At 68.6% G+C, this 13,089-nt stretch carries 15 protein-coding genes and 1 pseudogene; 7 read left to right on the top strand and 9 right to left on the bottom strand.

Annotated elements, in window-relative coordinates; translation table 11 throughout:
• Positions 1-371: pseudogene (locus tag ABZV91_RS10435) on the top strand (DNA-directed RNA polymerase subunit beta); the annotation flags it as partial.
• A gap of 213 nt (positions 372-584) precedes the next feature.
• On the top strand, positions 585-1,823 hold the full coding sequence (locus ABZV91_RS10430; protein ID WP_355238479.1) for a DUF6597 domain-containing transcriptional factor: 1,239 nt from the start codon (positions 585-587) through the stop codon (positions 1,821-1,823).
• Positions 1,824-1,998: 175 nt separating this feature from the next.
• Here the strand turns inward: ABZV91_RS10430 and ABZV91_RS10425 are convergent, their stop codons facing one another.
• From ABZV91_RS10425 to ABZV91_RS10400, 6 genes are all read right to left on the bottom strand, one after another.
• Positions 1,999-2,514 (bottom strand): ATP-binding protein, encoded by a 516-nt coding sequence (locus ABZV91_RS10425; protein ID WP_355238476.1) that lies wholly within the window; start codon positions 2,512-2,514, stop codon positions 1,999-2,001.
• A gap of 89 nt (positions 2,515-2,603) precedes the next feature.
• Entirely contained in the window at positions 2,604-2,810 is a 207-nt protein-coding gene (locus ABZV91_RS10420) for a DUF397 domain-containing protein (protein ID WP_355238473.1), read from the bottom strand.
• Positions 2,807-3,688 (bottom strand): helix-turn-helix transcriptional regulator, encoded by an 882-nt coding sequence (locus ABZV91_RS10415; protein WP_355238470.1) that lies wholly within the window; start codon positions 3,686-3,688, stop codon positions 2,807-2,809. The genes ABZV91_RS10420 and ABZV91_RS10415 overlap by 4 nt, the downstream gene beginning before the upstream one ends.
• Positions 3,689-3,843: 155 nt before the next feature.
• Positions 3,844-4,191 carry a DUF1330 domain-containing protein gene (locus tag ABZV91_RS10410; RefSeq protein WP_355238467.1) on the bottom strand — a complete coding sequence of 116 codons (348 nt, stop codon included), beginning with the start codon at positions 4,189-4,191 and terminating at the stop codon, positions 3,844-3,846.
• Positions 4,192-4,288: 97 nt separating this feature from the next.
• Positions 4,289-5,290 (bottom strand): TIGR03617 family F420-dependent LLM class oxidoreductase, encoded by a 1,002-nt coding sequence (locus tag ABZV91_RS10405; protein WP_355238465.1) that lies wholly within the window; start codon positions 5,288-5,290, stop codon positions 4,289-4,291.
• 109 nt (positions 5,291-5,399) lie between these two features.
• On the bottom strand, positions 5,400-5,846 hold the full coding sequence (locus tag ABZV91_RS10400) for an SRPBCC family protein (RefSeq protein WP_355238462.1): 447 nt from the start codon (positions 5,844-5,846) through the stop codon (positions 5,400-5,402).
• Positions 5,847-5,952: 106 nt separating this feature from the next.
• Between ABZV91_RS10400 and ABZV91_RS10395 the strand changes: the two genes are divergently transcribed.
• The 4 genes from ABZV91_RS10395 (at position 5,953) to ABZV91_RS10380 (ending at position 9,404) form a co-directional block, all read left to right on the top strand.
• The gene (locus tag ABZV91_RS10395; protein ID WP_355238459.1) at positions 5,953-6,756 is read left to right on the top strand and encodes a helix-turn-helix domain-containing protein; all 804 of its coding nucleotides are present in this window, start codon (positions 5,953-5,955) and stop codon (positions 6,754-6,756) included.
• A 174-nt stretch (positions 6,757-6,930) separates the two neighbouring features.
• Positions 6,931-7,572: a TetR/AcrR family transcriptional regulator gene (locus ABZV91_RS10390; RefSeq protein WP_355238456.1), complete on the top strand. Its 642-nt coding sequence runs from the start codon at positions 6,931-6,933 to the stop codon at positions 7,570-7,572.
• A 105-nt stretch (positions 7,573-7,677) separates the two neighbouring features.
• Complete coding sequence (locus ABZV91_RS10385) at positions 7,678-8,343, top strand: formylglycine-generating enzyme family protein (protein ID WP_355238453.1); 666 nt, start codon at positions 7,678-7,680, stop codon at positions 8,341-8,343.
• A gap of 89 nt (positions 8,344-8,432) precedes the next feature.
• Positions 8,433-9,404 carry an EamA family transporter gene (locus tag ABZV91_RS10380; protein ID WP_355238450.1) on the top strand — a complete coding sequence of 324 codons (972 nt, stop codon included), beginning with the start codon at positions 8,433-8,435 and terminating at the stop codon, positions 9,402-9,404.
• 114 nt (positions 9,405-9,518) lie between these two features.
• Here ABZV91_RS10380 and ABZV91_RS10375 read toward each other — a convergent pair whose 3' ends face one another.
• Together ABZV91_RS10375 and ABZV91_RS10370 are read right to left on the bottom strand one after the other, a co-directional pair.
• Positions 9,519-9,983: a nuclear transport factor 2 family protein gene (locus tag ABZV91_RS10375; protein WP_355238447.1), complete on the bottom strand. Its 465-nt coding sequence runs from the start codon at positions 9,981-9,983 to the stop codon at positions 9,519-9,521.
• Positions 9,952-10,581: an NAD(P)H-dependent oxidoreductase gene (locus ABZV91_RS10370; RefSeq protein WP_355238444.1), complete on the bottom strand. Its 630-nt coding sequence runs from the start codon at positions 10,579-10,581 to the stop codon at positions 9,952-9,954. Before ABZV91_RS10370 ends, ABZV91_RS10375 begins: the two co-directional genes overlap by 32 nt.
• 135 nt (positions 10,582-10,716) lie before the next feature.
• Between ABZV91_RS10370 and sigJ the strand changes: the two genes are divergently transcribed.
• A complete protein-coding gene (gene sigJ / locus ABZV91_RS10365; RefSeq protein ID WP_355238442.1) occupies positions 10,717-11,607 on the top strand; it encodes an RNA polymerase sigma factor SigJ in 891 nt (296 codons plus the stop codon).
• A gap of 109 nt (positions 11,608-11,716) precedes the next feature.
• Here sigJ and ABZV91_RS10360 read toward each other — a convergent pair whose 3' ends face one another.
• Complete coding sequence (locus ABZV91_RS10360) at positions 11,717-13,063, bottom strand: aminoglycoside phosphotransferase family protein (protein WP_355238439.1); 1,347 nt, start codon at positions 13,061-13,063, stop codon at positions 11,717-11,719.
• Positions 13,064-13,089 lie beyond the last annotated feature (26 nt).

Raw genomic sequence — 13,089 nt, 5'->3', positions numbered from 1 at the left:
TGGGTGGTAAGGCGCAGTTCGGTGGTCAGCGGTTCGGTGAGATGGAGTGCTGGGCCATGCAGGCCTACGGCGCGGCCTACACGCTGCAGGAACTGCTGACCATCAAGTCCGACGATGTGGTGGGCCGGGTGAAGGTCTACGAGGCGATCGTCAAGGGCGAGAACATTCCGGAACCGGGCATCCCGGAATCGTTCAAGGTTCTGCTCAAGGAACTCCAGTCCCTGTGCCTCAATGTCGAGGTGCTGTCGGCCGACGGGGCGGCCATCGATCTGGGGCACGGGGACGACGACGAACTCGAGCGCCGGGCCACGAATCTCGGAATCACACTGTCCCGGCAGGAATCACCCTCGATCGACGAGCTCACGAGCTGAGAGCGCGGGCAGCCGCGCACCGGGTGCGCGGCTGCACTGTCCTCGTACGGAGGCACCGCGCATTCGCTCCGGCGCTCCTCGGTGTCGCGGGCCGGTGCCGCGAGCGTCGACCCGGCACGACGATCGCTGCGATGCGGCGATCGTCGTGCGCACCGGTGCCGTAGCCGCCGCGCCCGGGAATCCGCGACTGTCCGAGCTCGATAGGGTGCCCGGATGGGTGGCTACCGCGAGTACCGGCCGCCGACCGGGCTGGAGTCGGTGGTGGCCTGTGTGTGGGCAAGTGACGTTCTGGTGCGCGGTAGGCAGCGTGTCGTTCCGGATGGGTGCGTCGACCTGGTCTGGCTCGGTACCCGGCTACTTGTTGTCGGCGCCGATACGAAGCCACTGGTGTGGGAGGCGACAGGCGAGTTCACCCACGGTATCCGGCTCCGGCCGGGGCTGGCCGGTGCCGTCCTGGGCGTCCCCGCCGACGAGGTACGTGACCAGCAGATCCCGCTGTCCCTGCTCGGGCCGGCCGTCGCGGACTGGACCGATGCCGCGGACTCGTCGGCGCGGGTCCGGCTGCTCACCGAGGCCCTGCTGCGGCGGAAGGCCGGACCGGACCCGCTCGTCGCCGCCGCCGTCTCCCGGCTGAGCCGTAGTGCGCGTGTCCGCGCTGTCGCGCTCGCCGCGTTTCTCGACGACGGGCCCGAGGGACCTGTACTGACCGCGCTCGCGGCATATCAGAACGACGACGGCGGGTTCGGCCATGCCCTCGAACCGGACGTGCGGTGCCTCGGCAGCCAGCCGGCGGCGGCTCTGGCGGCGCTCGACGTGCTGACCGGCCTCAACGCCTCCCACAACACCCCCATGGTCGCCGCGGTCGCCGACTGGATCGCCACCATCGCCCACCCCGACGGTGGTATTCCCACCGTGTTGCCCTCCGCGGAGGGTCACCCACGCGCACCGTGGATGACGCCGAGTCCGGAGGCGGGGTTTCTCACCTACGCACTCGCGGCTCGGATGTGGCAGCTCGGCGCGCGGACGTCGTGGCTCGACACAGCGACCACGTGGTGCTGGAACCAGATCGAGGCAATCGTCCAACCAGTCGGTTACACCGTCGAATTCGCCCTTCGGTTCCTCGACGCGGTCCCCGATCCGGCCCGGGCCGCCGCCGCGATCGAGCGGCTACGTCCCGCGATCCGCGCCGACGGCACGGTGCCTGTGGAAGGAGGAATCGAGAACGAGCACATAAGACCCCCCGACCTCTCACCCCGGCCCACGGCGCCGAGCCGGGCCCTGTTCGACGACACGACGATCACCGCCGAACTGGACCGACTCGAACGCGGACAACTCGACGACGGCGGCTGGGACTTCCACTTCCTGCACTACTCGCCCGGTCAAACCGTCGAATGGCGCGGCCTGACCACACTGGCCGCCCTGCGAACCCTGCGCGCCCACGGACGGATCTGACCCGTACCACCCCACTGTGACCGCCCGCTCGAGCCCCGCGCCGCGCCCGCGCCGTGTCACGAAGCCTCGGACGAGATACGGCCGGGTCGCGGCTCGGAACAATCGGCTCGGCCGTCGCTCAGCGACCCCGCGGCTGGTGTCGCGGCCGACTGTTCCGGTGCAGCGGATCCCGGGCTCAGTCCACGGGAAGCGCGGCGCGGATCGTGGCCACATGCACTGCCGCGCTTCCCGTGTTGTCGATCAGGAGGCGCGGCTCGGTGAACGGCTCCCAGCGCCGGGCCCGGACCTGGGCCCAGGTCGGGTTGCCCTGGCCCGGCCGGTCGGGGGTGCGGGATTCCACCCGGCGGCGATGTTCGGCCGTATCCGAGCAGATCACCTCCACCCAGTGCAGCGGTACCTTCGATCCGAGTGCCAGCTCCGTCCACATCGTTCTGGCCTCCCGAAGGTTGTTGCACGCGTCGACGACCACGGGCCGTCCGCCGAGCAGCTGATCTTCGGCCACCCAGGCCGCCGCGACGTAACCGACGGGGTTGTTCTCGAACGGCGCCAATGTCGACACGATCGCCGCCTCGAAGGTATCGATACGCAGGAACGTCGCGCCGAGCTCGTCGGCGAGAGCACGTGCCAGCGTGGTCTTCCCGCATCCCGGTAGACCGGCGAACACCACCAGATGAGGAGACCCGGCTGCCATAGGGCCGATCCTATGTGCCGCATCCGAGACGATATCCGCGGGCGCGCACAGACCGGACCGGCCGGGCAGCTGCCACTGTCGCGAACGAGCTAGCCGCGACCGGAACGACCGCCGGGCGTATTACCGGTGAAGGCGTCCCATTCGGTGGCGGTGAAGACGAGTGCCGGGCCGGTGGGGTTCTTGGAATCACGGACGCCGACATGCCCGCCGTCGAGAAACGCGACTTCCACGCACTCCTTGGTTCCGCCACTGCGACTGCTCTTGAACCATTTCGCCTCGGATAGGTCGACGTTCACCGTTGGTGCTCCCTTGCTGCCGTGCGCAGCAGATTCCTGCTGCTGACCTCATCCAGCGCGGCGCGTTGCACGAGATCGCACGCCTCTACGTATCGCTGCACAATACCGACCTTCTCGCTGTACATGTCGCCGGTGTAATTCTCGGCGTAGACGATCGTCGGCTCGGCGGGTCTGTCCGGACCGTCCGCGTCGAATTCCATGATCACGAAGGGGCCGATCTGCTCACCGACCGGCATACCGGCGGAGAAAGGTAGAACGCGCAGTCGGACGTTCGGGAGCGTGCCGGCATCGGCGAGGTGCCGCAATTGTGTTGCCATGACCCGGGGTCCGCCGATCGACCTGCGCAACACCGTCTCGGCAAGGACAACGTTCAGCCGTGCCGGCCTGGCCTTCCGGGTGATCAGCGCCTGCCGTCTCATCTTGAGCCGAACACGCTGTTCCCGCTCCTCCGCGGTGTCGTCGGGACTCGCGACCCGAGCCAACGCGCGTGCGTAGTCCTGGGTCTGCAACAGACCGGGAACCAGGTCGGGTTGATAGGTCGTCAAGACCCGGGCCGCGGATTCCAGTCCCATGTACACACTGAAGTTGGCCGGAATCACACTGCCGAATTCGTGCCACCAGGACTTCGCGCCTGTTTCGCGGGCCAGTCCCCGCAACCCCGCCGCTTTGTCCTCGTCGATCTCGTAGATCTCGATCAACCCGTCCAGGTCGCGGATACGGATCCGCTGGTTCTGCCCCGTCTCGATGCGTTGCAGGCTGCTCTTGCCCCACTCCATGAGCGCCGCCGCTTCGGCCATGGTCAGGCCGATCGCTTCGCGTGCTTCGCGCAGATACCGGCCGAGCTGCCGTCTGGTGATACTGCTGTCCCTATCAGTCAAAACCGTCCCCTTTTGGCTGGATGAGAGCTGGCGAATCGCCAGATATGCATACTCTCAGTCCGTCAGCGGCACGCCGGTTTTCGGTTTTCTCGCCGGTTCGGTTCCGGGTGTTCGCGGGGTTGGGGGCGGGCGTCGGACGGGTTCGGCGGGCGGGGTCAGGCGGCGGGCATGGTCTCCCGCATGGTGGCGGCGGTGGTGGCCGAGTCGTAGCCGGGGGCGACGCCGTCGACCAGGATGATGTCGCCGTCGATATGCCGCGACCGCAGTGGCGCGATCTCCCGGTAGGCGGGCGAATCCCACCAGGCCCGAGCCTCGCCCATCCCGGGGAACCCGATCACCACGACGAAACCGGGCCAGCGGCCTTCCTTCACCTCGTGCCGGGCGGCGTGTACGAGGAAGCGGCCGCCGAACGGTTCGAAGGTGCCGGGTATGCGCTCCATGTATTCGGCGATCTCGGGGTGCGGATCGGCGGCTTGCAGGTGGGCGATGGCGTAGGCGGGCACGATCTCGTCCTCTCGATCGGTTCGATGTACCGATCATGGCGGTACGGCGACCGTGGCACGATTACCTGGGAGGTAAACGGATCGGCTACCCGCGGGGTTATCGGCGCAAGGCGGCGGCGAGGGCGGCGATCTGCTCGGCGGGCGGGTCGTATCCGGGGAAGTAGCAGCACACGCGGTCGGCGAAATCGCCGAAGCGGCGGAGGATCTCGGCGGCGCAATCCTGCGGGGTACCGCGGACGGCGAGGGTGTCGACCATATGGTCGGAGATCCGGTCGAACATCGTCATGATGTTGCCGGGCTTGGAGAGTGCGTTGAGCTCCGGTTGCAGCTGCTCCCAGCCCTCGACCTCGAGCACCGGCCGGTACGCCGGGGTCGAGCTGTAGAAGGCGAGCAGGCCGCGTACCCCGGTCGAGGCCGCCGTGAGTTCCTCCGCCGATTCACCCATCGCCACGATCATCTGCGGATAGATCGGGAATTCGGTGCGGCCCGCCTGTTTCATCCCCTCCGCCACGGCGGGCAGCGTGCGCTCCCGGAAATGGCGATGGCTGTGGAAGGGCATCACCAGCAGTCCGTCCGCGACTTCGGCGGCGGTCCGGGTCATCAACGGGCCGAGCGCACCGAGCAGGACCGGCGGGGGCCCGTACGGGTTGGGTCCGGGGACGAAGGTGCTCGGCATGAGAGTGTGCCGGGTGTGCTCGCCGCGGAAATCCAAGGGCGCACCGTCCTGCCAGGAGTGCAGAATCGTGCGTACCGCCAGCACGATCTCGCGCATCCGGGCTGCCGGAGCGGACCATGTGGCGCCGTAGCGCTTCTCGATATGGGGGCGGATCTGCGAACCGAGGCCGAGCCGGAAACGCCCACCCGACATCAGTTGCAGGTCCCATGCGGCATGCGCGAGGTGCATCGGGCTGCGCGGCATGGCGATCGCGACATTGGTCATCAGGTCGGCATCCACCCGGCCGGCGACGGCGGCCAGGGGGAGCAGGACATCGTGGGGGCCTTCGAAGGTGAACAACCCCGCGGCGCCGGCGTCGACGAGGGTCCGGGCGCGTTCGGCGCTGCGGTCCGGGCGGGCGTCCAACTGGAGATCGAGCAGCATCAGTTCATCCAAGTACACCCGGGCGGTCCCGGAGAGCGATTCGGCCCGGCCCGGTATCGGAGGCCGAGGCGGACGGGCCGGTGCGCCCTTCCACCTCGGCTCTCGTCACCTACCCTCCGGCTGCGCCGTCGGCCGCGAGTTCGCCCGCTTCGGGCGGAACCGACTCCGCCAGCGCCCGGCGCATCACTGCCGAGCCCTGTTCGACGAATTCCGATATCGGCGCGGCGAGATCGTCCGGCAGCACGTCGGTATGCCAGACGAACAGTGTTCCACCCCCCGCGTCGGGCAGTGCCTGCATGGAGGCGTGGTGGTGGGACGGGTGCAGGCTGCCGCCGACTATGGAGTAGGCGACCCGCTTGCGCACCGGGTCGAGATCGACGAGCCGTTCGGCGACGATCGTGCCGTCGGCGAAGGTGACGGTCCGCGTATCCGCGTCCAGCCGGGTGCCGGTGACGAAACCGAGGGCGAGGCGCTGCACCGCGCCGAAATCACCGAGTACCTCCCACACCTGCTCGGGTGTGGCGTCGACGACGAATTCCTTGTGAATGGATGCCATGGAGTCCTCCTGTGGTGGGCCCACTCAGCATTCATTCCGGACCGTCCCGGGTATTGAAGATCCTTGCACGGCGTCACGTGTCGTAGCCGGGGCGTACGGTCTCCGGGTGCTGTCCGCTGTAGCCCTCGCCGCCCGGCCCGCGTTCGCCGTCACCGCGGTGACCTGCCGCGCCGACCACACCCGCTGGTCGGAGCCGGAAGTACGCGACGACCAGCGCCTGGTGCTCGTGCGCCGCGGCCGGTTCCGGCGGCAGTCCGGCGGGGGGTCCGCCGACCTCGACCCGACGGTCGGCTATCTGGGCGCACCGGGCGAGGAGGAACGGTTCGCCCATCCCGCCGGTGGGGACCTCTGCACCGTGGTGACCATCGCGCCCGAACTCTGGTCGGGGCGTACGGGTGCGGTGTACGTCGACGCCCGTATCGAGCTCGCACATCGGCGGCTGCTCGCCGCCGCCGATGGCGGCGATATCGACTACGCGCTGGCCGAAGAACTGCTCCGGCTCGTCGCGCTCGCCGCCGGACAGCCGAGCCCCCGGCCGCGGCCCACCGACCGGGCGCTGGTCGCGGCGGCCCGGGAGGCGATTCTCGCGGGAGTACCGGAGGCGGCCGGGCTACCGGCCCTGGCCGCCCTGCTGAATGTTTCGCCGTACCGGCTGAGCCGGACGTTCTCCCGGCAGATGGGCCTATCGCTGACTCGCTACCGCAACCGTGTCCGCGTCGGCCGGGCACTGGACCGGCTCACCGACGGCGAAACTCGACTCGCCGAGCTCGCGGCGGATCTCGGTTTCGCCGACCAGGCGCATCTGACCCGTACCGTCCGCGCTCACCTCGGCGACACCCCGCTCGCACTGCGCCGGCTCCTCGCGGCGCCGGCCACCGGGCCGGCCCACCGGACCCGGCCACGCCCGTGACCGAGCCGGCCCCGTGCCGCGCAGTCCGTGCGCGTCGCGCATCGTCTGCGGAGCCGTCCCAGCTCAGGCGAGGCCGTCCGGGCCGGCAATTCTCAGGGTGTCCGCGATAACGCCACCGCGCCGGGCAGGGCGGCACCGGTGGACGCTATGAAACCGTGTTCGTATCCTCGTCGCATGAGGGCGGAGTACGACGAGGTCGACGAGAAGATCATGGACGCCGCGCTCGAACGGATCCTGCAACTCGGGATCCGACGCTCCAGCCTGGAGGACATCGCGCGGCGCGCCGGGATCAACCGGATCACCATCCACCGCAGATTCGCCGGCAAGGACAAACTCGTCGAGGCCGTCATCGAACGCGAGACCCGGCGCATGCTGGACGAGGTCACCGCGATCGCCACCACCGCCGACGGGGTGGACGCCCAGATCGAGGAGACCACCCTGCACGTCCTGTTGCAGACCCGCATCCACCGGTTGGTCACCCACCTGCTGCGGGTCGCCCCGGACGAGGCGCTGAGCTTCTACACCGTGCAGGGGGAACACCTGGTCGGTCTCGGTATCGACTACATCTCCGGCGTGCTCACCCACGCCCAGAACGCCGGCCTGATCGACCGCTACGACCCACGCCCGGTCGCCGAACTGGTCGCCCGTCTCGCCCATTCACTGATGCTCACCCCGGGCAACAGCGGCGGCACCGACTTCACCGATCCCGAACAGGCCCGCGCGTTCGTCCGTACGACGATCGTGCCACTGATGAAACACGGTATCCCCGCCCCGCCTCCGGACAACTCCCGCGCCGGGTCCCGGCCGCCGTCGTGAAGCCCGAACCCGGTGCTTTTGTCGTGACCGCGCGTCGCGCCCCGGCGCTCCCGCTCCGCTGCGCGGCCCGGGCCCGGCCGGTCTCGTGGAGGTAGGTTCGACAGGGTGAATGTGCACGTGGGAGGGATCGAACTCGTCGACATACCGCCGGGGCGGGTGCAGTTGTCGGATCGGCGGACTCGGCGCAGTTGGCCGGTGGACCTCGATCCGTACCGGCTGGGCGCGGTTCCTGTCACACGATCGCAGTACGCGCAGCTCACCGGCCACCGTCCGGGTGACGGCCGGGAAGAACGGCTGCCCGCCGACAGCATCTCCTGGAACGAGGCAGTTCGCTTCTGCAATGTCCTGTCCGAACGCGACGGCCTGACCCCGGCGTACCGGCTCGGCGACGAAGAGGTCGCCTGGCTGGTATCGGCCGACGGATACCGGCTGCCGACCGAGGCGGAGTGGGAACACGCGTGCCGCGCGGGCACCACCGGCCCGCGTTACGGTCCGCTCGACGATATCGCCCGCTACCGCGGCAATTCCGCCGACCGACTGCCCGAGGTGGGGACCCGGCAGCCCAACGCGTGGGGGCTCTACGACATGCTCGGCACGGTCTGGGAATGGTGCTGGGACCTCTACGATCCGGACGTGTACGGCAGCTACCGGGTGCTTCGCGGCGGCGGGTGGTTCGACGAACACTGGAGCTGCCGCGCCTCGGTCCGCCGCCGCAGCCATCCCACGGTCCGGCTCGACGATATCGGTTTCCGCGTCGCGCGGTCGGCATGACGACGACCTCCGCGCTGCGCGGGCGCAACACCGACTCAGGGCCCGAAATCCGCTGGTCGCGGTGGTGACCCCTCCGGCACACTGGCCGCGTGGCCGTAACGGAGAGGGCGGTGCCGGCGCCGAGCCGGGCTCAGGCGACCGCGCTGAGCTCGCTCTCCTGGGTGCTGTTCGCGAGTTCGGGTTCGCTGGCCGCCGCGGTGATGGCGGCGGGCTGGTCGCCGGCGGCGGTGACCTCGGTGCGACTCGCGGCGGCCGCGGCACTGCTGGTGCCGACGGTCGCGGTGTTGCGGCCGTGGGCGTTGCGGTTCGGCCGCGCCGACCTGTGGTTGCTGCTCGGCTACGGGCTGCTCGGTGTCGGCGGGGTGCAGTTGCTGTTCTTCGCGGCGGTGGCCCGGATTCCGGTCGGTGTGGCGATGGTCCTGGTCAACGTGGCTCCGGCGCTGGTCGCGCTCTGGGTGCGGGTGGTGCGGGGCACCCGGCTGCCCCGACTGGTGTGGGTGGGGATCGCGCTGGCCTCGGCGGGATCGGTGCTGGTCGCGCAGGTCTGGCGGGACGCCGGGCTGGACTTGCTCGGCGTGGCCGCCGGGTTGGGCGCGGCGCTCTGCTCGGCCGGGTACTTCCTGCTCGGTGAACACGGTGCGCGCAGGCACGACCCGGCGGGGCTCACCGCGGCCGGACTGGCGATCGGCGCGGTGGTGGTGGCGGTGATCGCCCCGCCGTGGACACTGTCGTCGGACTCGCTCACCGCCGTCGCGGTACTGGGCGGTCTGCGGGTCCCGGTGTGGCCGGTGCTGGTCGCGCTGGCCATCGTCGGAACCGTGCTGCCCTACCTGGCCGGGTTGCGGGCGCTGCGCGACCTCCCCGTCGCCCTGGCCGGTGTGCTGGCCCTGCTGGAACCAGTGGTCGCCGCCGCGCTGGCCTGGCTGCTGCTGGCCCAAGCGCTCGGGCCGGCGCAACTGGCCGGGGCGGCGATCGTGCTCTCCGGCGCGGTACTGGCGCAACTGGCTCGGCCCGGGACGATTGCCGGAGAACCGGACCGGCCCGGCGGGCGCCGGCGGTGACAGGGGCTCGAATGCGTGGTTTCGTCCGGCCCTCGTCGCCGCTCGGCCGCCACGGCCCGGCGCCTGCCGGTCGTGGCGGCCGAAGCAGCTCCCGGCCATACTGCCCGGCGGCCCTCAGGGCTCGAGATCGACCACGCCTCTGCCGCTGGCGATATCGAGTGGCACCGACACCTGATCGTGCGCGATCAACCAGATGCCGTCGATCTTGCGCAGCCCGTACGTGACCCGCACCCACATGCCGGTCACCGCCGTCCCGTCCTTCAGGGTGCCGCCCAGCCGGGCGAAGGCGTGCCCGAACGCCACCTCGTCACCGATGGTGAAGGCCGCATCGCGGATCTCGTAGGTCACGTCCTCGAAGATCCGGAACACGTTCGCCCAGTTCTCCAGCTTCGCCGCTGTCCCGACGTGCTGGAGCGGCGGCTCGACATCGAAGGACACCACGTCGGGGGTGTACAGCTGCCGCAGTGCCTCGAGGTCTCCGGCTCCGAGCCCCTCGATCACCTTGTCGAGCTGCCCACGGATCGCGGTCTCGTCCGCCTCGACGCGGTCAGCGCGCGACCGAGAGTGCGGTGTCGTCATGATCGGTTCCTTCCGAGTCGATATGCGGGGTGTCGGTGCCGGTCCGGCGTAGCGGCGCCAGGGCAGTGCTCCAGGCGAGAACCTGATCCAGCAGCGTGCCCAGGGCGGCGGCATGGTGATCGCGTGGTGTGAACGTGGTGAAGTTCTCGAAATCGGTGTGCAGCGAGATCGCGACCTGGTGGCTCACATCGGCCATACCCAGCGTGCTGCAGACCGTCCGCAGCTGCACCACCGCGCGGGCACCGCCGCCCGCCCCGTAGGAGACGAATCCGATCGCCTTGTCGGCCCACTCCGCGCACAGGTGGTCGATGGCGTTCTTCAGCACGCCGGGCGGGCCGCCGTTGTACTCCGGGGTCACCACCACGAAACCGTCGAACGGGGCGATCCGCTCGGCCCACGCGCGGGTGTGCGCGTGGACCGACGGACCGAACATGGGTGCCACGGGTTCGTCCAGATGCGGTAGCGGGTGGTCGCGGAGATCGATCAGCTCGAATTCGGCGTCGCCGCGCCGCGCCGCCGTGTCCAGAACCCACCGGGCGACCTGCGGGCCGTTGCGGTTGGGCCGGGTACTGCCGAGGATGATGCCGATTCTGATCACTGTCCGAACTCCTGCTCTGCTGAAGGTGTCACGACCTTCCGACGAGACAGCCCCGCGGAACGTCAGGCCGCCTCACAGATCGGGCCGCTGATTCGTCGGGTTCGATAGGAGACGCGCAGAGCTAAGGAGCCCACCATGACCGACCCGCACCTGACCGCGGTGATCAGCGAACGCCGTCAGCTGATCAATATCGCCTACCGGCTGCTCGGCTCGCTGGCCGAGGCCGAGGATGTGGTGCAGGAGACCTACGCGCGCTGGTACGCGCTGCCGGAGCGGCAGCGGCAGGAGGTGGCGGCGCCCGGCGCGTGGCTGACCACGGTCGCGGGCCGGATCTGCCTCGATCTGCTCCGCTCGGCCCGCAGCAGGCGGGAACGCTATGTCGGCGAATGGATTCCGGAACCGATACCCGGCAGGTCCGAATGGCTCGATGGTCCCGCACCCGCCGACCCCGCCGACCGGGTCACGCTGGACGAGTCGATCAGTATGGCGTTTCTCGTCGTGCTGGATTCCATGACACCGGCCGAACGGGTGGCGTTCGTACTGCACGACGTCTTCCGCTATTCGTTCGCCGAGGTCGCCGATATCGTCGGACGCACGCCCGCGGCATGCCGTCAGCTGGCCTCCAGCGCCCGCCGCCGTATCGATACCTCACGGGAGTCGTCGAGCGCCGAGCGCACCGAGGTGGTCCGGGATTTCAAGCGCGCCTGGCAGGCTCGCGATATCGAGGCCCTGATCGGCCTCCTCGATCCGCAGGCGCGGGCCACGGCCGATGGCGGCGGCCTGGCACCGGCCTTCCTCGAACCGATCGACGGCGGCGAACAGATCGCGCGCAGCTGGTTGGAGATCGCCGCCCGCAACCCCGGGTTCACCCTGCTGGAACACACGGTGAACGGCCAACCCGGACTGGTGGCACAGCTGGACGGCACCGTTGTCGCGGTGTACGCCTTCGATATCGCCGACGGCCTGATCACCCGCATCTGGGTGATTCGGAATCCGGAGAAACTGCGGCCCTGGACGGCCGGCTGAACCGGTGCAGAGTTCCATCAGGTGTTCGACGAATTTCCTTGTGGCATCCGGGAGAGGATCCGCCCGGATGCCCCATGCAGTCGGTCGGTCCCGGGGCGGGATTCGGTCTTTATTCAACCCATCCGCGAAGCAAAGTGTGCAATTCATCCCGTGAATATTCGGGGAAAGTCGAATTACGGGAGAATCGCTCATGATACAAGTCGACCCAGGTCTCGAAGAGGCCTGGGTTGGCAGTAACGCTGGGCCGCATCTCCGCAGCGCCCATAACTGTTCCTCTCCAGTCCGCCATAGTGCGGTACATGCCGAGGCCGGCCTCGATATCCACGCCGGGATTCGCAGGTGATATCCGCTCGATCCACATCGCAGTGGCCTGAGCGCGGGTCGCCTCATCCGTCCCCCACAGACGCTCGAGGAAAAGCGACGCATTATGGATCGGATCACCGGGTCCGGCGAGCTCCCAATCAAGGATCCACAATTCCCCTCGGTCATCGAGCCGAAGATTGGACGGATAAAGGTCGTTGTGAGCGAAGACAGCCGGTTCACCCGCACGACCCGAGTCGGGCCGAATATACTCCGACAACGGCCCGATCCCGAGTTCGGCGAGCCTGGACCGCTGATCCTGTGGCAGGTTGTGATACGAATCGTCGGCATGCTGGATCATCTGCCGCTGCCACTCCGGAATATCCATATCCAGTCCTGCCGGTACGGCGTGTGAGGACATCGACTGCACCTGATCCAGAAGATCGGGTAACCAATTCAGCATTTCGGAACCATCGGCAGACCGGATTTCATGGGGGATGTACTGCATGATAGTGAACTCTGTACCGGTAGTCGGGTCCGTTCCGGCGTAGAGTATCTTCGGTGTTCTCACGTCACACTCACGTGCGTATTCGATCGCCGTGTTCTCGGGCATCCATTTCTTCAGAAAAGCTTCGACCGGTTCTTCTTTTCTGGACCTGACCACCGCCGGGCCTACGCTTGTGTCGACCAGATTGATCCTGTTGCCGGCCCCGGCGAAGTCCGGTTCCCGATCCCGGGCCTGCTCGTACAATTCTCGGGCTTCTTCCGGAGATATTTCCGATCGGCGGCCACCCCTCGGCCCTAGTGCCTCCGGCCGCTCCGGATCCGTGATGGCGGAATTCTCTCCCCAACGACGCGTGTTCTGCTCGATCTCGTTGGCGCCGAGATTCTCGGCTCGTTCGGTGTTGGAGCCCTCTCGCCACCGATCGGCAGGTGTACGCGCCGCCCACGGATCGGTGGGGCGCGACGTCGCACGTTCGACCTGACCGTAGCCTCGGAGGTCGCCGCCGGCCAGCTCGTTGACCCCGTCGCCCAGTCGCGGACCGACTCTACTGCGCCGTGTGAGATCATCGGTGGCTTTGCCGAAGGTATCGACGATCCTGGACGCGACATCGGTGAATTGGATGGCGATTTCGTTGTGGAACGGGAAAGGCATGGAGGCTCAGTCGTCCTCGTCCGGGC

The organism is Nocardia sp. NPDC004568, from assembly GCF_040609955.1.
Taxonomy (GTDB): domain Bacteria; phylum Actinomycetota; class Actinomycetes; order Mycobacteriales; family Mycobacteriaceae; genus Nocardia.
Note: the sequence above shows the minus strand (reverse complement) of the source record. Positions and strands in the feature narration are given on the sequence as shown.